Origin of the sequence: Alicyclobacillus sp. TC, from assembly GCF_016804365.1 — a bacterium.
GTDB classification, from domain to species: Bacteria; Bacillota; Bacilli; order Alicyclobacillales; family Alicyclobacillaceae; genus Alicyclobacillus_I; species Alicyclobacillus_I tolerans.
This window is the reverse complement of record NZ_CP044434.1, coordinates 195,826-216,600: the sequence shown is the minus strand read 5'-3', so window position 1 is coordinate 216,600 and position 20,775 is coordinate 195,826. Positions and strand designations below refer to the sequence as shown.

At 48.7% G+C, this 20,775-nt stretch carries 20 protein-coding genes and 3 pseudogenes; 3 read left to right on the top strand and 20 right to left on the bottom strand.

What is annotated here, in order from left to right:
- Positions 1-15: 15 nt before the first annotated feature.
- From FY534_RS01080 to FY534_RS01055, 6 genes are all read right to left on the bottom strand, one after another.
- A complete protein-coding gene (locus FY534_RS01080; RefSeq protein WP_072874005.1) occupies positions 16-2,349 on the bottom strand; it encodes a glycoside hydrolase family 3 N-terminal domain-containing protein in 2,334 nt (777 codons plus the stop codon).
- Positions 2,346-3,887, bottom strand: a complete 1,542-nt coding sequence (gene xylB, locus FY534_RS01075) for a xylulokinase (protein ID WP_072874006.1) — start codon at positions 3,885-3,887, stop codon at positions 2,346-2,348. Before xylB ends, FY534_RS01080 begins: the two co-directional genes overlap by 4 nt.
- A 32-nt stretch (positions 3,888-3,919) precedes the next feature.
- Complete coding sequence (locus FY534_RS01070; protein ID WP_083574194.1) at positions 3,920-4,798, bottom strand: carbohydrate ABC transporter permease; 879 nt, start codon at positions 4,796-4,798, stop codon at positions 3,920-3,922.
- 5 nt (positions 4,799-4,803) lie between these two features.
- Complete coding sequence (locus tag FY534_RS01065) at positions 4,804-5,697, bottom strand: carbohydrate ABC transporter permease (RefSeq protein ID WP_072874007.1); 894 nt, start codon at positions 5,695-5,697, stop codon at positions 4,804-4,806.
- 60 nt (positions 5,698-5,757) lie between these two features.
- Complete coding sequence (locus tag FY534_RS01060) at positions 5,758-7,092, bottom strand: ABC transporter substrate-binding protein (RefSeq protein WP_072874008.1); 1,335 nt, start codon at positions 7,090-7,092, stop codon at positions 5,758-5,760.
- A gap of 132 nt (positions 7,093-7,224) precedes the next feature.
- A complete protein-coding gene (locus FY534_RS01055; protein WP_083574183.1) occupies positions 7,225-7,851 on the bottom strand; it encodes a polysaccharide deacetylase family protein in 627 nt (208 codons plus the stop codon).
- A gap of 213 nt (positions 7,852-8,064) precedes the next feature.
- Between FY534_RS01055 and FY534_RS14945 the strand changes: the two genes are divergently transcribed.
- Positions 8,065-8,670, top strand: a complete 606-nt coding sequence (locus tag FY534_RS14945) for an ROK family transcriptional regulator (protein WP_203114939.1) — start codon at positions 8,065-8,067, stop codon at positions 8,668-8,670.
- Between the two features lie 11 nt (positions 8,671-8,681).
- Positions 8,682-9,266, top strand: a pseudogene (locus FY534_RS14940) (ROK family protein); the annotation flags it as partial.
- Positions 9,267-9,393: 127 nt separating this feature from the next.
- Here the strand turns inward: FY534_RS14940 and FY534_RS01040 are convergent.
- Positions 9,394-9,669: a hypothetical protein gene (locus FY534_RS01040; protein WP_072874010.1), complete on the bottom strand. Its 276-nt coding sequence runs from the start codon at positions 9,667-9,669 to the stop codon at positions 9,394-9,396.
- A gap of 357 nt (positions 9,670-10,026) precedes the next feature.
- Between FY534_RS01040 and FY534_RS01035 the strand changes: the two genes are divergently transcribed.
- Positions 10,027-10,461, top strand: a complete 435-nt coding sequence (locus tag FY534_RS01035) for an NUDIX domain-containing protein (protein ID WP_072874011.1) — start codon at positions 10,027-10,029, stop codon at positions 10,459-10,461.
- Here the strand turns inward: FY534_RS01035 and FY534_RS01030 are convergent.
- The 13 genes and pseudogenes from FY534_RS01030 to FY534_RS00980 all read right to left on the bottom strand — a co-directional run.
- Positions 10,458-10,946: pseudogene (locus FY534_RS01030) on the bottom strand (histidine phosphatase family protein); the annotation flags it as partial. The gene FY534_RS01035 and the pseudogene FY534_RS01030 sit on opposite strands and share 4 nt — an antisense overlap.
- Before the next feature lie 201 nt (positions 10,947-11,147).
- Positions 11,148-11,768: a carbon-nitrogen hydrolase family protein gene (locus tag FY534_RS01025; RefSeq protein ID WP_238413603.1), complete on the bottom strand. Its 621-nt coding sequence runs from the start codon at positions 11,766-11,768 to the stop codon at positions 11,148-11,150.
- Between the two features lie 194 nt (positions 11,769-11,962).
- Positions 11,963-12,961, bottom strand: coding sequence for a Gfo/Idh/MocA family protein (locus FY534_RS01020; RefSeq protein ID WP_072874013.1), 999 nt, complete (start codon positions 12,959-12,961; stop codon positions 11,963-11,965).
- Positions 12,962-13,131: 170 nt separating this feature from the next.
- A pseudogene (locus FY534_RS01015) lies at positions 13,132-13,853 on the bottom strand (class I SAM-dependent methyltransferase).
- A gap of 394 nt (positions 13,854-14,247) precedes the next feature.
- Positions 14,248-15,144 (bottom strand): alpha/beta hydrolase, encoded by an 897-nt coding sequence (locus tag FY534_RS01010; RefSeq protein ID WP_072874014.1) that lies wholly within the window; start codon positions 15,142-15,144, stop codon positions 14,248-14,250.
- Between the two features lie 58 nt (positions 15,145-15,202).
- A complete protein-coding gene (locus FY534_RS01005; protein WP_129583559.1) occupies positions 15,203-15,688 on the bottom strand; it encodes a hypothetical protein in 486 nt (161 codons plus the stop codon).
- 549 nt (positions 15,689-16,237) lie between these two features.
- Positions 16,238-16,642 carry a type II toxin-antitoxin system VapC family toxin gene (locus tag FY534_RS01000; protein ID WP_255567421.1) on the bottom strand — a complete coding sequence of 135 codons (405 nt, stop codon included), beginning with the start codon at positions 16,640-16,642 and terminating at the stop codon, positions 16,238-16,240.
- A 31-nt stretch (positions 16,643-16,673) separates the two neighbouring features.
- The gene (locus FY534_RS14935; protein WP_072874017.1) at positions 16,674-16,922 is read right to left on the bottom strand and encodes an AbrB/MazE/SpoVT family DNA-binding domain-containing protein; all 249 of its coding nucleotides are present in this window, start codon (positions 16,920-16,922) and stop codon (positions 16,674-16,676) included.
- A 146-nt stretch (positions 16,923-17,068) separates the two neighbouring features.
- Positions 17,069-17,191, bottom strand: a complete 123-nt coding sequence (locus tag FY534_RS14775) for a hypothetical protein (protein ID WP_255567393.1) — start codon at positions 17,189-17,191, stop codon at positions 17,069-17,071.
- Between the two features lie 57 nt (positions 17,192-17,248).
- Complete coding sequence (locus FY534_RS00995) at positions 17,249-17,845, bottom strand: hypothetical protein (RefSeq protein WP_072874018.1); 597 nt, start codon at positions 17,843-17,845, stop codon at positions 17,249-17,251.
- A 193-nt stretch (positions 17,846-18,038) separates the two neighbouring features.
- A complete protein-coding gene (locus tag FY534_RS00990; protein WP_072874019.1) occupies positions 18,039-18,581 on the bottom strand; it encodes a GNAT family N-acetyltransferase in 543 nt (180 codons plus the stop codon).
- A gap of 183 nt (positions 18,582-18,764) precedes the next feature.
- Positions 18,765-19,133, bottom strand: coding sequence for a VOC family protein (locus tag FY534_RS00985; RefSeq protein ID WP_072874020.1), 369 nt, complete (start codon positions 19,131-19,133; stop codon positions 18,765-18,767).
- A gap of 1,004 nt (positions 19,134-20,137) precedes the next feature.
- Positions 20,138-20,602 (bottom strand): phage tail protein, encoded by a 465-nt coding sequence (locus FY534_RS00980; RefSeq protein WP_072874021.1) that lies wholly within the window; start codon positions 20,600-20,602, stop codon positions 20,138-20,140.
- Between the last annotated feature and the right edge of the window lie 173 nt (positions 20,603-20,775).

Here is a 20,775-nt window from a genome sequence, read left to right as displayed (position 1 = left end):
TCTCCTCCTTTAGCTTTAGAAAGCTTCTGTTGTATACTCTCTCTCTACGACGATAGTTGGTTCACCTGTGACTTCAAACGATCCCTTCAGACGAATGTCCTCTGATGAACTGCCGACCATTACCTCAAACGCGCCTGGTTCAACGACGTAGTGCAGATTCACATCGTGGAACCCGAGCGACGAAACCGGCAGCACGAACGTCACCGTCTTCGTCTCGCCTGTCGCAAGCGAGACCCGCCGGAAGCCTTTCAGTTCCTTCACGGGCCGCGTCAAGCTGGCGACCGGGTCGTGAACGTAGAGCTGTACCACTTCGTCTCCAGCGACAGACCCCGTGTTCGTGACATCGACTTGAATCGTCACCCGGTCACTCACTGTCAGGGGGGAGCCGGAGATGACGAGGTTTGCGTACGAGAACTCTGTGTAGCTGAGGCCGTAACCGAACGGATACAGCGGTTTAGAACTCATCTCGACGTAGTCGCCTTTCCAATGAGAGCGCCCGCCGGACGGTTTGTGGTTGTAGTACACTGGCACTTGGCCAACCGATCGCGGAAAAGACATCGGCAGCCGACCGCCCGGGTTGTAGTCCCCAAACAGCACATCCGCGATCGCCGCAGCGCCCTCTTCGCCAGGCAACCACGCTTCCAGAATCGCCGGCACGTGATCGTTCATCCAGTTGATCGAGAGCGGTCTCCCATTCACAAGCACCGCGACAACCGGTGTGCCCGTCGCGTGCACGGAGCGAACTAGCTCCTCTTGCATGCCAGGCAAATCAAGGCTGGCGCGGTCGAGCGACTCACCCGACGAGCAGCCGTCGATGAGCCCTGCCTTGTCGCCGACCACGAGAATCGCAACGTCTGCCTGTTTTGCGGCGGCAACGGCCTCGTCAATACCTTCTTGCGATCCCGTCAGTGTATCGGCGCCTTCTGCAAACAAGACGCACGTCTCTGGCGACACCTTGTCACGGATGGCTTCGAGCACGCTGATGATGGAGACGAAGTTGACATCGAGTTCAATTTTGTCTGGCACCGCTGTGTTGAACGTGTTGGTCATGTCCTGGAGGGTTTCGATATGGCATGGGTATGCATAGTCGCCGAGCAAATGGCGGACGCTGTTTGCATTCGGGCCAATCACGGCGACCGTCCCCACGTTCTTGCTGAGTGGCAACAGGTTGCCTTCATTTTTGAGCAGAATCATCGACTGCTGCGCAATCGTCCGCGCCAGCCTGCGCTGCTCCTGATTGTCGAACACCTCCACGACGCGCGACTCGTCCACATACGGGTTCTCGAACAGCCCCATGCGGAACTTCGCGGTCAGCACGCGCCGGACAGCTGCGTCGACGAGTTCCATATCAATCGCGCTTTGCTGAATCAGCTCCACGAGCGGCGCACCGTAGCAGTCAATACTTGGTAATTCAATGTCGACACCTGTTCGCAAGGCTGTGCGCGCAGCCCCCGGCTTGCCTTCGGCCAGGTGATGGTAGCTCTGTAGCATATCGATGGCGAAGTAGTCCGAGACCACAATGCCGTCAAAACCCCACTCCTTACGCAACACCTCTGTCAGGAGTTCGCTCGAAGCGTGACACGGCACACCGTCTAGTTCGTGATAACCTGGCATGATGGAGCCAAGCTTGCCTTTTCGGACGACCGCTTCAAATGGTTGCAGGAAGACGTCGCGCAATTCTCGCGGTGCAATGTGCGGTGGAGCCCAGTTCATACCGCCTTCAGACACGCCGTAGCCGACGAAGTGCTTGCCAGTCGCAATCACGCCGTTTCTCACATCATTGGTCTGCAAACCGCGCACGTACGACAGCCCCATCTGTGTGACCAAGTAGGGGTCTTCGCCAAACGTCTCTTCGACGCGGCCCCAGCGGGCGTCGCGCGTGACGTCCAGAAGTGGCGCCAAGGCCTGGTGAGCGCCGACCGACTTCATCTGTGTGCGGATGACTTCCCCCATCGCCTCGGTCAGATCAGAGTTCCACGTACTCGCCACGCCGATCGTCTGCGGGAAGAGAGTCGCTCCTTTCGCCATGTAGCCGCTGCACGACTCCTCGTGCACCAAGGCCGGAATGCCAAGGCGCGTCTCATTCACGAGGTAGCGCTGGATATCATTTGCAACCTTTGCGCTATCCACAGGGTCAAGGCTGCTTGCGCCACCAATCCGCGTGATCTGGCCGATCCCGTTCTTCATCCGTGCGTCCGCTTTGACTGTGGAGAACGCCGAGCGCTCTAGCACTTCGTACACCCACAGACTACCAATCTGCGCGGACTTTTCCTCTGGCGTCATCTGCGACAGCAGGTGTTCGACGCGTTCCTCAACGGGCCGACTCGGGTCCCGGTACAGTTCACTCATGCTTGCAACCTCCTTGCCAACCCGTTCAGGTCATGCATCAAGTTCTTTGTCTCCCTATAACCCTTCTGGAACAAGGGGTACAGGTCGTTGTAAAACTCTACCCAGTCCGCGCGCGGCGGAACGCTGTTGCCAGTGCCAAGCCACGCTTGTATCGATGCTGGGTCTTCGGTCAGGGCGCCAATCCCTTGCGCAGCCAGGATCGCACCGCCGAGCGCCGGTCCGTGACTCGCCTGCATAATCTGCACGGGATTGCCGATGATACTCGCGAACACTTCCATCCACAGCCGTCCGCCAGCGCCGCCACCGGATGCTTTCCAGCCGGACGACTTCACGCCGATCTGTTGCATGACCTCCCAGCAGTCTCGCAGACTGAACGAAACGCCTTCGAGGATAGCTCGGACAAGGTGCGCGGCGGTATGCTGCCACTGCAGACCAATCCAGGCGCCGCGCGCTTGTGAGTCGAGGTGCGGACTGCGCTCTCCCATCAGGTATGGCAAAAACAACAGACCGTCCGCTCCCGGCGCGACCGTCTCCGCCTCCTTCATTAGCAGCGTGTAGACATCACTGCCTGACCGAGTAGCGACGGTCTGCTCCATTTGGCCGAAGCGGTTTCGGTACCACTGCAGCGATCCACCCGCAGCCTGGGTGACGCCCATCACAAACCAGCTGTTTCGCTGGGCGTGGCAGAAAGTGTGCAGTCTACCTCCTGGATCACGCAAAGACTTGTCCGTAACAGCCAGCACCACGCCGGACGTACCGAATACCGCGGATACGGTACCAGGCACGACGATGCCAAGACCGATCGCGCCCGCTGCTTGATCGCCAGCTCCCGCCACCACCGGAACGCCCTCAGGCAAACCGAGCAGCTGCGCCGCGGCTGCCGACAGGTGACCGACGACTTCGTTCGCTTCATATACCGGCGGCAGCCACTCCATCGGTACGCCCGCGGCTTTACACATCTCCTCAGACCAAGTTCGCTTCGCGACATCAAGCATCAGCGTGCCGGACGCGTCCGATACGTCTATCGCTAACACATCGGTCAGTCGATAACGTATGTAATCTTTTGGTAGCAGCACCTTATTGATCCGGTTGTACAGGTCACGCTCGTGGTTTCGCATCCAGAGGATTTTCGTAATCGTGAAGTTAGGCAGCGGCGGGTTTTCAGTGAGTTGAATCACTGTGTCCCGCCCAACCGTGCGCTCCAGTTCCAACGCTTCGGCGTCCGAGCGCAGGTCGCACCAGATAATCGACGGTCGAATCACGCGCCCGTCCTTGTCGAGCGGCACAAGACCGTGCATTTGCCCGGACAGGCCAATGCACGCCACTGAGACATCACCCGCCTTTGCCAACACTGTCTGAATTGCCGTGACGGTTGCATTCCACCAATCCTCCGGATTCTGCTCGGCATACCCCGGTTTTGGAGTCAACATCTCGTACGATACTGTCGCGACCGATACGATGGAGCCATCAAGAGCGACAGCAATTACCTTGGTGCCCGAGGTGCCAACGTCAATGCCCAAAACAACTTGTCTGTTCATGTGTCACCTCGATATATCTGTCATCGCTAAGCTTACTTGCCGAACCCAACCAACATGCCCCGGCGCAGGTATTTTCCCGCAAAAATGTACGCCAGAATGAGTGGCAGAGCCGAAAAGAGAACGACTGCCATCGTCACGGGCACGTCGATCGTGTGCTGACCCTGGAATTGGACGATCGCGAGCGGAAGTGTCTGAACCGATTGGCTTTGTGTGAGTACTAAAGGAAACAAAAAATTGTTCCACGACTGGATGAATTCATAGATTCCGACCGACACAAGAGCAGGCATCGACAGCGGTGCTACCAGATGAAGCACGATCTGGAAGTCTGTCGCCCCCTCAAGTCCCATCGACTCGTACAGTTCGTTCGGAATATCGCGAACGAAGTTCACTAAAATCAGCAACGACAGTGGCAGGCCAAACGCGACCATCGGCAGAATCATGCCGATCAGCGTGTCGTATAGTCCAAACTTGTTGATCAAAATGTAGACCGGAATGATAGCCGCCTGAATTGGCAGTGCCAGCCCGACCAAAAACACGTTAAATACCGTGCGCACCGTGCGACTATGCGAGCGGACGATGACGTAAGCGAGCAACAGTGCAAACACTACAATCAGGACTACGGAACAAACAGAGACGATGGCGCTGTTCAGGAAGTAGTGAAAAAACCCGGCCTGCAGCACTTGTGCGTAATTGCTGAGCGTCGGATGCGACGGCGGCAGCCATGGCTTGCCAATCAAATACCCGTTTTGCGTCCGGAAACTGGTCATAACCATGTAGAGCAGCGGGTATCCCGCGATGATCAGCCAGATTGTGCCGAAGGTCGTAAAAGCGATCCCGTAACCAGTAACTTTCCTCTTCCGCTTGTTGGGTCTGACTTTCGCTCGTTGAACACTTGCGGTCTGTGTCCCCATCTCAGTCACGTCCCCTCCATCTGACTTTCCATCTTGTTAAACCCGGTGAACTTGAGAATCAGAATGGACAAGAGCAGTCCGGCAGCTGCGAGAATGACAGCGATTACGCTACCTGCTCCAATGTTCAGATTGGTGAACGCTTCTTTATACATGTCCATCGCCAAAACTTCGGTGGAGTCACCAGGGCCACCGTTCGTCACCACGTAAATCAGGTCAAAGTAGGTGAGCGTACCGGTAAGGATCAGAACCGTCGTCGTGATGATCGTGTACTTCAACTGCGGCAGCGTGATGTGGAAGAACGCCTTTAATGGCCCAGCTCCGTCCAGCATCGCCGCTTCATAGAGGGACGCCGGGATCTGCTTGACGCCACTTTGATACAAGAGAGAGTTGAATGGTATAAATTGCCACGCGATGATGCATGCGACGACCAACATTGCTAGGTGCGGGTTACCCAGCCAATTCTCCGTGCCGTTACCAATGCCGACTGCTTGCAACAAGGTGTCGATGAGACCGAACTCAGGATCGAGGATGTACGACCACGTGATGCCGATGGCGACCGCAGAGAACAGCAACGGAATGAAGTACACCACACCGTAGACAACGCGATGCCGCTGCTTGCCTGCCATAAACACGCCAAGTACGAGACTGAGTGGGTTCTGCAACAGCCAACACAGCACCATCAATTCGATGGTCAGCCACAGGGAGTGCAAAGCTTGCCCATCGTCAAAAGCATGCGTCCAGTTGTAGAAGCCAACCCAAGTCGCCTTTGAGACACCGTCCCAATTCAAGCCGCTGTAGTATACAGCAACCAACATGGGCACCAGCGCGAATACGCCGAAAAAGAGGGCGGCTGGCAGCATCATCACCCAACGCTGCCAGTTCATACGAGAGCCTAGCATTTGTGAACACTCCTTACATGTCGCGGACAGCTGGGAGAGTTACCCCTCCCGACCACCAGCTCACTTGTTGAGATATGAATTCATGTCCGACACAAACTGGCTCGTTGTCATCTGGCCGACCATGAACTTGCCAAGGTCCGTATCGAGTTCGTTGCCTTCTGCTGCCGGAAGCGCCGTGTCCCAGGACTGCTGGAAGTACGGAGCGTTCTTCACCAAGTTGTAGTAGAACGTCTCGTAAGCTGCTTCCTTGGAATGCTTCAGCTGGGCTTCGATCCCATTGACCGCAGGAACATAGCCGATGTTGAGCAAGTCCTTGACGTTCTGCGAGTCGAGATTGTAGTTCTTCAGGAAGTTAATCGCCGCTTTCTGCTGTGCAGGGGTTGCAGATGTCGGAATCGAATAGAAGTCACTCGGGTTGCCTGCGACGTCAGCCGGATTGCCCTTACCGCCAGCCACAGCCGGGAACGGGAAGTAGCCAAGCTGCGAGATGAAGCTGCTGTCGCTTGTCATGATGGAGCCGTATCCCCAGCTGCCCATCAGCCACATAGCTGCTTTGCCGCTGTATAACAAGGCCGCGTCGGACCCATCGTTCGAACCGACTGAGCTGTAGCCAGGTTCGAAGGCGCCTGCTTTGACCAGTTGCTGCATGTCATTGAGAGCTTGCACAATGGCCGGATTGTTCCATGCATCCGCTTTCCCAGCCGCGACATTGTTGTACGGCTGCTGACCACCGATGCGGTCGACGAGGTACTCGAAGTACATTAGGTATGGCCAGTTGTCCTTGCCGCCAACCGCGATTGGAATGATACCGTGCGACTTGAACACCTGAATGTCAGATAAGAGCTGACTCCAGGTGGTCGGCGGTGTGAGGTTGTACTGCTTGAACAACTTTTTGTTATAAAAGAAGTTCACAGGTTGCATGTTGCCGTACGGAATACCGTACACCTTGCCGTTAAATGTGACGGATTTCATGACGGAAGGCAGGTACTTATTCTTCCAGGACGGGTCAGCATTCAGCTGTGATGTCAGGTCAACCACTTTGCCCGGGGTCACATAGTTCTCGAGGCGACCGCCACCCCAGTTCATAAAGATCGTGGCTGCCTGGCCTGCGCCCATCGCAATCTGCAACTTCTGGATATACGGTGTCGATTCAAAGTACTGCGCCGTAATCGGTGCATTCGGATTAGCCTTGTTGTAGCTCGCAATCAGGCTGTTATCTGTCTGTTCAGCTACGCCGCTATCAACGCTCCATAGAGTCAACTGTGTTTCTGCACCTGAAGTTGTCGTGCTGTTTCCGTTGTTAGACGTTCCGCCACTAGTCCCACAACCAGCAACAAACCCAGTTATTGTGAGAACGCTTACACCTGCGAACAATGCCTTGCTAACCTTCTTCACATTTGTTCACCCCTGCTCATTAAGTTTGGTTATCAAATAAACTAAATAGAATTGTAGATCGTTTTTCATTGGGTTACAACACCAATTTGCAAGATTCGCCGAAACCGCTCTCATTTTTCGTACTCAGGTCATCTACATAGCCTCATCCAGGCGAACAAAACGATACCCAAGTCGCAGGCAAACCTCAATCAAATACGGCAGCGCGTCGACGGTCCCCGCCACATTGCCCGCGCTGTGGTGCAAGAGGATCGCGCCATTCTCTAAAGCCGGCACGACATTCGCCACAATCTGAGGCCCAGTTATCCCTAACCAGTCGAGCGAATCTACAGTCCATAGGACAACCTCGTAACCCGCGTCCGCGATGGCTCGCCCCTGCTCCGCTCCGAGTTCCCCGTATGGCGGACGAAACCAGCGCGGGCGCTCGCCTGTAGCCTCTTCAATTGTGTCCGTTGTATTCTCTACTTCTCGCAAAAGCTCGGAGACAGTGACGTCGGAAGCGTGCGGATGACTCCAGGTGTGGTTAGCAATTTGGTGTCCCGCTACGACAATTCGCTTGGCTACAGACCAGTTGGCAGCAACCTGAACACCCAGGCAAAAAAACGTTGCACTAATCCCATATCGTTGTAGGATGTCGAGCACGCTCGGTGTGAATTCGGTGTCCGGCCCATCATCGAAGGTAAGTGCCAGCACCCTCTCTGAAGTTGCTAGTGCCCTTATCCCTGGCGGAGTGTCTCTATGACTCTTGGCGTCATTGTGCATGCAATCCCCCTCCCGTTCCGTTCGTATCCGTACACATTCACGCTTTTGTTAGTTTGTTTGACATCAAAACAAATAAAAGTATAATTTAAAATGTGAGAAAAGGAAAAAGGACTGTATAATAAGTCATTATCAGTCAGCATCGAAATAAGTCATTGACATCGCGGGCAAACTTCACACTAAACACAATTCTATTACCAGATTGGAACATGTCATATGAGAACTGGCGATCAGACACTAATCAAAGAACTGAACAAGAATATCATTATGAACCTGATCCGTAATCAGAGTCCTATCTCCCGCGCACAAATTTCGGTAGAAAGCGGCCTGAACAAAGCGACGGTATCTTCCATCGTCGATGAATTTATCCAAGAGGGCCTCGTGATTGAACTCGGACCTGCCCGCTCGGCGATCGGACGCCGCCCCCGGATGCTTGGATTCAATGCAACCGCTGGCTACGCCATTGGTGTTGAACTTGGCATAGAGTATGTCCACGTGCTGACAGTGGACTTGGCGGGCCGCGTCGTCTCCAGCCACGAGTCGCCCCTACCCACCACCGACGTTCGAAGCGTCGTCGCGGAAATCGTAGCATGCATTAAGGAAGAAATTTCCAATATTCCCGATTCAGATCTTGGCATCATTGGCGTAGGTCTCGGTGTCCCCGGCTTGGTCGACTTCTCTTCGGGCAACGTTCTTTACTCGCCAAACCTTGGGTGGTCGGATGTTCCCTTACGGGCTTATCTGGAGGCGCACATCAACCTCCCGATTTTTATTGACAACGAAGCAAACACGGGTGCACTGGCAGAACAGTTGTTCGGGTAGGCACAGCTGACGAAAACGCTGTGTATTTTAGTGTCGGGACCGGGATCGGCGTAGGCATCATTTTGAATCACGGACTGATCCGCGGCAGCGGTGGCACAGCTGGCGAGTTTGGGCACATGATTGTTGAAGCCCGAGGCCTGCGGTGTTCCTGTGGGAGTCGCGGCTGTTTGGAAATGTACGCATCGACGCGCGCGCTTGTCAGCAAATACGCGCAGCTCGCTGGAACCACCGTGTCTTTCGACGAAATCATGCGCAGACTTCGCGATGGCGAAAACAATGCGGTGCAAGCTGTCAACAGCATCGGGCACTATCTCGGTACGGGTATCAGTAACGTTATTAACGGTCTCAACCCCAGCCTCGTCGTCATTGGCAATCGCCTGAGCGAAGCCGGGGAATGTCTGCTGAATTCGGTCAAGGACGTGATCCATAGCTCAGCACTCGATGTGCCAGCGTCGCTCGCGCGCGTCGAACTTTCTTCGTTAGGGCGCAACGCGACGGCTACGGGTGCGGCCTCTCTGGCGCTGAACGACTACTTCCAAGGGCCATTCCCGTATGCACACACGGAACCTTCGCGGGTCGGGGGGCGGCAAGGTTAGGGACTAAGGGAAGGGTAGGCCAAACTTGCTGAAAAACCATGCTTGCTACGCCACTCGCCAAAGTGCCAAGTCTACCACGATGGCTTCGTTCCAGTATTTTTTTGAATATCCTATCCTCCCTTCCAACTTATAACCGCTTCACCAGCACAGATTCTACCAGATCGACGACCCACTGTGCAGAAGCTGACACCGATCCTTGCGCAGACTTCGCTTTCCCGCCGCCTTTACTGTCAAGCGCGGGCAGAACCTCCTTGACGAGTGTGTAGGCATCAACTACCGCGTCTTCCGACGCCTGGAAGACCAGGTGCGTCCGCCGTCCTCGCCCGCGAAGACGACGAAAATGCGGCTCTCCGCAGACGATCGACACACGGACGCCGCGCATGCGCTCCGTTGTCAACAACAAGCGGAATCCCCTCCTCCGACATACACTAACTAGTGGCCCTTGAAAAAATCTACATTTTTGCAGCGATCAGGTCGGCCCAATTAGGAAATATGTTATCGATCACGGTGCTTCAATGAGCCTGGAGTTATTACTTGGACACACCTCCCCCCTCCCAATCAAAATTCACTTTACCCCTACTCTAAGAGTTTCTTAAAACAAGAAGAAACACAGTGTATAAATGCTTCTTTTTGCATATTCATTCAAATTTATGTGATGGTCGATCTTGCGCTATTGCTCCCATTACTGCAGTAGCAAGTCTGAAAGCTGCTTTCATAGACTTACTATTTTATGTATGATGTATGAAAAGGAGTGAGAACCTTGTTCGTGGTCAACGTTGAAGCCGCCATATACAGAGATGACGTGTGGCTGGTAATACGAAGAAGCCTAAAGGAATCCCATGCAGCAGGCATGATTTCGTTAGTAGGCGGTAAAGTGGAACATGAAGGTAATCAGAGTGATATCTTGGAACGTACTCTTCGACGTGAAATTGCAGAAGAGGTTGGCATTGAAGTATCTGATGCCATTCATTATGTCCACAGCACATCGTTTGTGGCAGACGACGGTGACAACGTTATTGACGTGGTTTTTCTCTGCGAATACCTGAATGGCGAAGCGGTTTGTAAGAGTCCTGATGAAGTAGACGCTGTACTCTGGCTCCCCATTGAGCAAGTTCTCGGAGACGATGCAACTCCGCCGTGGACAAAGGAAAGTCTGAAACTTGCCCATGACATGAGAAAAAGACTTGGGAGCTAAATGACTTCTCTCCATACCCTTTGTACTGTAGCTTCATTCTCATCGACTGATACCAAAAAGACATCTGGATTGCTCAATCTAGCCCATTCATCGAACCCAAATCGTGCATCGAAATGTCTGAGCAACAAAATCATTAAATTTCCGTGGGTAACAACTGCGTTACATGTAGTTTCGGTTGAGACAAAATCATCTATGGCATGAACAACACGTTCCATGGCATGCTTGCTGGACTCTCCGCCGTCAAATGACAAATCGAAGTCATCGAACGTCTTCCGAAGACAGTCCAACCAGTTATCCATATTCGAACCACTCAAAACTCGTTCCGACAAACGATTATCGACCGTCAGTGGAATATTGTTCCCTTGAACAAACGGAGCGACACTTTGCTGAGCACGCAAATAAGGACTGCAAATGATTCGCTCAATTCCTATGTCTTTAAGGAAATTGGCAAGTAACTCCGCTTGTTCAAATCCTTTGGCAGTGAGAGGTGCATCCTCCGACTAACCTGTCGCTTCACAATGACGGATAACATAAATTTGCATCAACATTCCCCCAGTAAACTAAGTTCTTCTTCTGTAGTTCTTCTGCCCAAGTACGCAACAACTGCGCAGGGCTGACTGCTGCATATTGATACATCAACAGAGCCACAATGTTGTGGCTGACATGCCTCCGTTTGACAGCCGCGACTAGCAAATGGACTGGGCGAGGACCACTGATTTACTGACTGTATCCAACACAACCGATTGCACATTGTTCTTTGACACAAAAATCTCTTCGCCGTCATTCCCAATGCAATAGGCAATTGGAATTGAGACGTCACTATTTCGAAATGATCCATCTGCGTGACTGGCACCAATAATCATTGTTCTGTATTCAGCTGCGACTTTCCTTGCCTCGGAAATCCACTCTTCGAACTGTTCCTCACTGAACATCCCGACTCCGATTGGATGGGCAATCAGGTCAATGCCAACTAGGTCTTGTGATTTTAGACCTTGTACCATCAATTCATCACACAGAATATGACCGATTTTCAGCCCGTCCTCAACTGCAAATGCAGTGTCACTGTACTTGATTCTGTCGATGACGATTTCCCCTTGGCGGTTAATCATAATCACGCGGTCTTTCGGTTTTTCGTGTAATCTTCGATAACCACCAATGAGTACAACGCCATACTTCACGGCTAACGTGCATGCCTCTTTTACATTTTCGTTTAAGTATCCTTCTGGAAAGATGACTGCGTCGACGTGTGGATTACTCTGCAGTTCCCTCTCTAACTGCACTATCGCTTTTTCAAGTTTTGGTTGCACGATTAGTACCTTCATACGACAGCTCCAGTCAAATTTACTCATATGGTTGATATGGGACATTCCTGCCCTATAATGACATAACCAGGAAAGTTCCTTGGTTTATATTTATGCACAGACGGGAGCAAATCCTTGTTGAAGATCAGCCACCGTAAACTGAGAAAGGACGGGAATGTCATAACTCGGCAACAATAACTTCAAGAACGAATACTGTCCATTATTGCTTGAACATAAACGGCATCTGTGAGGCTCGGTAGGTTATCGACAGTTTCACCTGCAATGGATTTTGCCAGGTCACTATATAGGTGCCATTGTGCGTGAACGTAACCCTGAATGTCTTTTGGGAAGTCAGACACGTCCATAGTTTCTTCAACTGATACTGGAACGAAATCGGGTGCACAAGTCGTGGCTATTAGCAGTTGATGTCCGCTTATTCTCAGTGTTCCTTCCGTACCGAAAATCTCGATACGTGGTAGACATCCAATGCTCGCAACCGTACAACTGACGGAAAACGTGGTTCCATTTTCGAAAATACCGATGAATGAAAAACTGTCGTCTGCTGTCTTCCTTGTCGGCACTTGATTCATGGTTATTCCTTTGACTGTAGATACTTCTCCAAGCCAATGACACAAAGCATCAATGATGTGAGACCCTATTGCTCCTAACATTCCGCCTCCTTGCTCTGCTTCCGAGTCCCATCCAGGTTCGAATTCTTGAATCCGTCCCCATATCTGCCACGCCTCTGACCAACTGACGTGAAGAATCTTACCTAATGTACCTTCGTTCAAAACTCGTTTTATGGCTTTCCGTTCGGGCAAGTATCTCCATTCGAAATTCATAGCTGTTACACACTCTGATAATTTTGCGGCTTGTTCCATAGCCCTTGCTTCCACGAGATTCAATGCAGGCGGTTTTTCGCACAGAACGTGTACACCATAAGACAACGCTCCAAGGGTCATTAACTTGTGATCTGCTGGTCTGGTAGCAAAAACCACAAGGTCAATCGGAGCCTGTTCTAACATCTGTTTCCAATCATCATAGGCATGAGGTATTTGAAATGTGGATGCAACTGCTGAAGCCCGACCAGGACGCTGGCTTGCAATAGCCAAAAGGTCGTACGCTGGATGGCGTGCCAAGATTGGCGCATGTACCGTTGCTCCAAACCCAGTCCCTACGATTCCAACACGGATTGACAAACCAACCATTCCTTTCTTGTCGATTATGCTGTGATTTGTCGCAAACCGGCCAGATTGCGCAAGATTCAGAAAGTAAACGCCATCGTATAATCATACAACAGGTGGCACTCAGGGAATTAGAATTTTTGCCCCCTTATGCGACAGACGCAACCACCTTGAAACGAATTCCATTATACTGGCTTGCGGGACACCACTATCAGAAAATGAGGGTTTGTCATAAGTTAATTATATAACGCTGTTTTCTCCGGGATTTTTTTATAAACTCACTCACCGGTTTAGGCTCAATGATATGTACAAGAGTAAAATCCCCTGTCGTCACATTGATAATCTCAGACATAGGTCGTCGAAAGAAGGTTACTTCAACGGGACCAGATTCCTTCTTGTTCAACACTTCCTCCAATAATTCATGAACAAAGTAGTCAGGTCTGTCAAACAACTTAAAATCCATAAACGGATGATGCACGGAATACACAAACCGTCCCCCCGTCTTTATCACCCGGTGAAATTCTTGAAAAGTGGTTGTCCAATCATCGAAATAGTGAAGTGTCAACGAGCTCAATATGATGTCAAAGGTCTCATCTTCAAATAGAAGAACTTCACTCAGATCTTGTTCCAACACCGTGACCTGTGGACCAACTCTTATTCTAGTCGCCTCCACCATTTCCGGACTCAAATCTATAGATGTCACATTTGCACCGCGTTGCATGAATTGCTATGTATACCAGCCAGCGGCACATCCCGCATCAAGAACTTTTAACCCAGTCATATTGTGCGGCAATAATTTCATCATGGCTGGACGTTCGTAAAAAGCATTAAATCCACTTGTTGTATCGACATTCTTTTCATAATCTTGAGCAAGTTTTGAGTAGGCTACTCGCACTTTGTCTTTCAGATTTAGTACCTCCTATTTGGTACATGCTATCTTGCTACCGTTAGTCCGCAAGACTTGTCCTGTATAATCCCTCGTTGAGCCGGTTCCATTTTGTGATCGCGGATAAATTCATTGCCGAATTTATCGATCTGAAGTGTTGTGACACCTTAAGTTATAAACGTCTCTAGCACGCGGTGGTATTCGGCATCAACTTTGCCTGCGACGCGAATTGCATCAATTTCAAATTCGCTCTTGAGAGAAACCATAATCTATCCGCTATCTATAACAATAGTCTTGTTGCGCACTTCTGCCCAAGTGCGCAATAGTGCTGGCTCGTCACTTCCGCATATTCATGCACGACACGATGTCGGCACCCTGTTGTACCTGACCAACGTTCTACTGTATACACTGAGCCTCAACACATCCTTAGGAGTTCCACAATCGCCTGAATAATGACTTCAGGTCTGTCTTCATAAACAGAATGAGTTGAATTAATTGCTGTAATGAACTGGCTCTGTCCCGACAGTTTGCTCTGTTCAAGAATTAAATCATGCCACGTCTGTTCAAATAGCTCTGCTTCATCTTTCGGAATTCCATCATTCATTAATATCTGAATACAATATTTCGAATCCCTGGCAATCACTTTTAACGGAACGTCAGGGAATTGTCCCGATTCCTTTGTTTCCTTGGCACATTGATACCAAACTTCTACCTCTTGAAGCATCGTTTTATACAAGGTGGGATTGGTATAAAACCTTGAAATCCGTTCTCTTGTGTCTTTAGAAAGCTGAGACCGACTGTGATTCAATATATCGGAGTTACATTCAGAAATCTCTGTCGGAGTCATAGAAGCGTAACGTTTACATTCGGCTATCCAGTCAGCGTCTGACTGCTGTTCGTTTAGATTGGGTATTGGTAATAAGTTTAACCTGCTTAGATCAACGGAGGTTGAGTCGACAAGTGCAACGCCAGCAACACTATCGGGATATTCACGAGCAAAACGTTGCACACAAAGCCCCCCATAAGAATGACCTGCCAGGATTATTGGCGTATAAACCTGTAATGCACCCAACAACGACCGTAAATCCCGGACGGTCTGTAGGACCGATGCTCCAAATGGATTGGGTTCACTTTCACCACAGCCAGCTCGGTGAAAGCAAATCACTTTACACATATCAGAAAGTGCACGGATAACCTCGTTCCAGTCATCAATGGAAGAATTCATCCCCGGCAACACCACAACTGTCTTTTCGCCTGTTCCACGAATTTCAGTCTCAAGTTTTCTTTCCCCTATGCTTATGAGACGCCTCATTGGACCCTCCAGTTTGACCACTGTCGTTGTCTAATAACGATGCCCCAGCAAATCTAGTCTAAGGCAACATACTGAGGAAAGCAGGAAGCTCCTTCACGATGTAATCGACCGTGATTTTTGGGTAGTTGTCAGAATCCTGAGTTACAGTTGCTATAAACTCAACAGCCGTCCTAATTTTTGTTTTTGCTAAACGAATTTGAACTGCGAAATCCGACTCTGATGGCAATGTGTCCTCGTACCTGTCTCTGTAGAACCCTTTGTAAGTCTGAGCAAGTTGAGTTTCCAAAGATAGGTCTCCGGTTCTCATGTTTGGCATCGTGATTGCCAAGTCAATTGCTGGATTCCCTTCGCAAAATTTTTCCCAATCAAGCATCACAAGTTCTCCGCTGGAATGCAAGCGACAGTTCGTTGGGTTAGGGTCAACAGATAAACAGCAATGTGGCACAAAGAGGGTTTGAGATAGGTGTTGTGCATTTCTCAGCATGTGCTTGATTTCTTCGCTTTTGGAGCAGCCGTTATACCATATAAAAGCCTGCTCTGTCATTTTGTCATCTCATTTAGGACGATACCACGTGGCATCTTGGTCGAACGAGATATGCGTCAAACTGTAAGAATGTAGTTTGCACAACATGCTGATTTGCGTCGGGTTGTTCTTCCACTGTTCTTGAGGAAAGACTTCAGGCACATATTTGAGAGCGATCCAGTTGGTATGAACTGAATCAATCCCTGCTCAGTAATGTTGTGCAAGGTGGACGCCATGTTCAAAAAGGGAGGGTGAGTATAGTTCGTAAAATTACCGCTCTCTGTTACGAGTCGACGACTTGACCACGACGGCTTCGCTTGTATATTGGAGCCTGCTCGTAGAAGATTGCGATCCCGCGACGCCTCTCAGCGATTCGATGCCAACTAAGTGTCCAAACTTGGATTGCAAAAATTTCATCATGTCATTTGGGTAACCCCTTGGATGTTTCATCATTTTCCACCTGTTCGATTTCGTGATCATCCGAATATCGTTTTGCTCACCTAACCTGCCCGTTAACCGAAGAATTGAAACGTCTGAAACCGGATATTTATGCGATGTTCAGTTTGTGAACTACAGTTCCTCAAAGCGAATGATACGTAGTCCCTGCATTTCAATATCTGGAATTCGTATGTCGTTCGTTAGAAAAGCAGAGACTTCCTCAATCAGACCAGTAGCTAATTGGATGGCATCAGGTGACTTTAGGGAAGGGTATTCCGCGCGCAATTCTGCGGAACGATAAGCTATCCTAGTGTCAACATCACGTACTGTGAGATGTGGAAACTGCATGACAGCTTGACGGTATAAATCTGCAAGATGTCGTTTCTTCTGACGAATTGGTTGAACCAATGTCTCCAGAAGCGTTAGTGAAGAGGTGACACCCGATATTTCTCCGGTTTCAATTGAAGAGAAGATTGGCGCAAGCTTTTCACTCCAAGGGGAGCCTCCAATATAATAGATGAAACAGTTTGTATCCAGTGCAATCCGCCTGATACCATGGAATGAAGGCTTAGTCCCATGCTTGATCCTCTTCCTTCACTGCGCTATCCGCCTCTTCCGCTGTCTTCCATATTTGACCACCAAGTGATTTCAGATATTCAGTGTAACTTGGAACTGCCCGAACGCGTACATCTCCTTCCTCTGTCGGTTCCCAGATTAGGACATCTCCTTCATGAAGATTCAGGCTCTTCCTAATTTGAAACGGGAGTACTGTCTGAAAATTTTTCCAATTCTGCTGTTTGCAAGCACAATGGCACATCCGAGCCACATTATCATTTCGCTTTTAATCTACATATCATTATGCTTTGTGCATGGAGGGATATTAACGGTATGAACAATGAATCGTATCATACTCGATGGAAGGTACACTCTCCGTTATTTGTCTGTCATTACACATTTTCAGGATTACACCGGTATTTCGACATGACGAAAGGTCGAGCCTTCTTCGGCTAAACTGCCCAAAAACGCAGTAAGCGCCGTGATACGAAAATGAATGTTCAAAAAATCATCCACAGGAGGTTTACTCAATATACTCCCGCTTTAGTGCCCATGCTCCCTCGTACGATGTTTATGTTCCGCTCGTAATTAAAGCACTCCTCGATACTGAAGACTTAGCCACTTTCCTTTTTGACGGAGCGCTATCAAGTACGGATACCGCCAGAACGAGCAGAGCGGAACACACATCCCCAATAACGATGTAGCTTCACACAAGCCTTGAACGGCATTCACTTTCTCTATGTCCGCAAAACCAATGACTGGGTGCATCGCATGGTCCAGAATCATGAGGTTAATGATGACAATGAACGCTACCATCAACAATAAGAATGGAGTAAGTACTTTCACGGATGACATTAAACGTGGCGATTTCTTGTGAAGTCGCCATCTTCCAGCGAAAGCTCCTGTTTCAATACTACAAACAGAATGCAACTTGTCTACATGCATAGTAACCAATATTTTCCGATAGCGTATCCTTTGAATAACGGGTATCCACACCAAAATGGCTAAACAAATCCATGGAACATCGAATCTAAACCAATTAGGTATCTGTTCCTTATATGACGGCAAATGGAACATTACAGTTAACGCTACTGACAAGCACCCGACCAATACAAGACAATAAATCACCAATTGCGATGTCTTTATATACGAATAAATACGAGCATTATCCAATTTCTGCATCACCTGAGTCCCTCCCAGTAGATATACTGCGTGAGTCAGTTGCTAACGAGCGTTACATACTATTCATGCTGCGTACTCCGGCCCATTACCTGAAAATCAGCGACTGCTCCCGCATTGTATATTGATGCACCAGGGGACGACCGTTTTTCTTCAGTTCTCGCCCCGATAACCCAATAACCAATGAACCTATGTCAACCTAGCTTCCAGAATTCCATTCTTCCGCTAATAAACCATAAACACTGGAATCAGCCAGTTCGTCGTTTAACTTAACATCTTGACGGAACGTTCCTTCATGCTTAAATCCCAGCCGCTCAGGTATGGCACGGCTCCTTACGTTTTCTTTGATTGCACGAATTTCGATTCGATTCAGCTTCAGTTCACGAAATGCATAATTAATCATGGCTTTACAACACTTCGTCATAACGCCTTTGCCTTCGTATTCCTTTGAAATCCAATATCCAATTGAAGCAGATCGGTTTGCCTGAGAAATACGCAACCCTATAGAACCAATCAACTGATTGTCGTACCAAATGCATGTAGGAATTTCGGTTCCAGCGGCAAAATTACTTAACGAGGCTTGTACAAATGACTTCGTATCCTCCAGAGTTTGGGTTCTTGCAAACATTAAGAATTGTCCAATGTGGTCGCGGTTTTCGACAATGACACTGTGCAATGCCTCTGCATGCCGCATCTCCGTGATCGCTAAATAAATGTGTTCATCGACTTGGTACTTGAACATTGAATCACCGCCAATCTGATATTCAAAAATACAGCACTCATAGATTTGTTTTGAATTGACACACTATTGGATGATCCTGTCCGTTAGCGACACTACGGAGTGCCCAACACAAACGAATTTTCATGCAAGAACAGTGTCAGGAATTCTGTTCAGTCCTTCCCCAATATCGCAGAGCAGTTATAGTCATTCTGGACGTTCTGAACGTTGTACTAGCCCCCACACATTTTCAAACGGGTCTTTGACCTGACATACCCAAACCCGATCTACTCCAAAGGTTGGACCACGCAACTTACTACATCCATGAGCTTCAAAATGAGCAATGGTCTTCAGTATGTCTGATACACGCCAGTATGTAACTTGTCCAGCTACACCCGAAGAGTTTTTTTCATCGCTTGGATGTAAACCGACAGTTACATTCGCCAATCGAAAAGCACAATACCCTTCGTGGTCAAAATACGGCTCGACTCCAAGCAACTCACCATACCACTGTTTAGCTACTTGAACATCAGGAACAAAGAAGAGCACCTCGTCGACTCCTAAAATACCGTCCATACAAGCCCTCCTCGTTTCTGCACTTTACTGCTTGTTTGTCCCATGAGAAAAGCGGTGAACCGCATCAGTATACGGCTAAAGAATCAGATTCAGTTACGTAAAGCCCGCTCGAAGGCTCAACAGCCAACGAGAAGGCAATCCATACCGAGCACAGCCGAAAAATCTACCAGAGCTTGCACCCTCACAAGTAGCTCTCTCCCTGTCTTGGACAAGGTATTTTTTAGCCGCGGCCAAGCTATGTTAAATTAATTAGCAGTGACGATTAGTTTTAACAAATATTCAACACGACTAACGACGTTCTTTGTCGTTATGATTTTAATAACTTTCATCGTACAACTTAAAGTGAGCGCCAAAAGGGTGGTGTGAATTGTCGTGAAAAAATTACCAGTGAAAAGTCCTGTATACATCATCATTATGACTGTATTATTCATTGCTTCAGCATATATCAATATAATTCAATATAAAGAAATTAGATTCTGGAATTGGAAATCAAGGTGTAGGAATAATCACTCAAACAGTTCCTGGACTCCGATATATGGGGATTAAAGGTTCATCCACTTTATCAGAAGATTTATTAATTGCTATAAATAATCCGCCTTATACAAAGGGCGAAATGTTTCTCTCTTATTTCTATAGAAATTTCAAAAGTATAAGTTTAGAACCTCCAAATCACATTAGCATTTCTGAATTTCAAAAGGCAATTAATAACACAATTGATAAAGCACCAAAAAATTGAGAGTTCATTCGATGTGACATTTCCAATGCTTATCCATTTGTCATTCGGTGCAATCGCCATGGAGATATAGGTAATGTTGAGACCTGCTTTTTGAGCGGCATTGTAAGATTGCCTTTTCTCGCTAAACGGAATAATTCGTCAATACTAAATTCTTTGTATTTCTAGCTTCGATATACTTGGTGTTAGGGAAGTTCACTTCAATGGCAATCGCATTGTTTGAATTTACATTAGGAATTGAATGACATAAAATTTTGCATTCTAAATTGCTCTAATATTCCCCTTTAATAATAAAAAATGTTCCACGAATAGTCCCAGCCAATTTAGACTTCTGTCTGGCAAACTTAAACTTTCCTTCCAACTCCTTCGGTACTTCCATCCCGTCAGAAAGCTTAAGACCAACCGCTCGCTTCTTCGGATCATCCACCGTATACATAACATTAACCTCAAGACCATCTTCATAAAAGACATAAGACCATCTGATATTTTCTACTTGAAAATGCGATGTTTCTAAAGGTTTGGCCGCAAACTCAAGATCGCGTTCTTCTTTCAAGATTCGATTTATATAATCAAGAGTATCCTGACTTTCATGAACTGGTACAACTGTAAATTTATGATTGTATTTATTCATAAAATAGCGAGCTTCATGAGCACGTAACCCTGCAAGTGCTTCTGCGACAGGTGAAGACTCTAAACCAACTGTAGACACATTTTCAAAATCAACAACATAGGACATTTCCATGGCTCCTTTTATTTAACTGTACCACAGCTTGCATATGAAGATATCACTTAAGACTTCAATTGATGATATTGTTCTACCAATCTTTCATGTTTTCCACAAGAATTCGTCCATCCCTACTTTGCGCCTCGCGGTCCTTGTTCATTTCCAATACCAGTTGGTTCGAGATG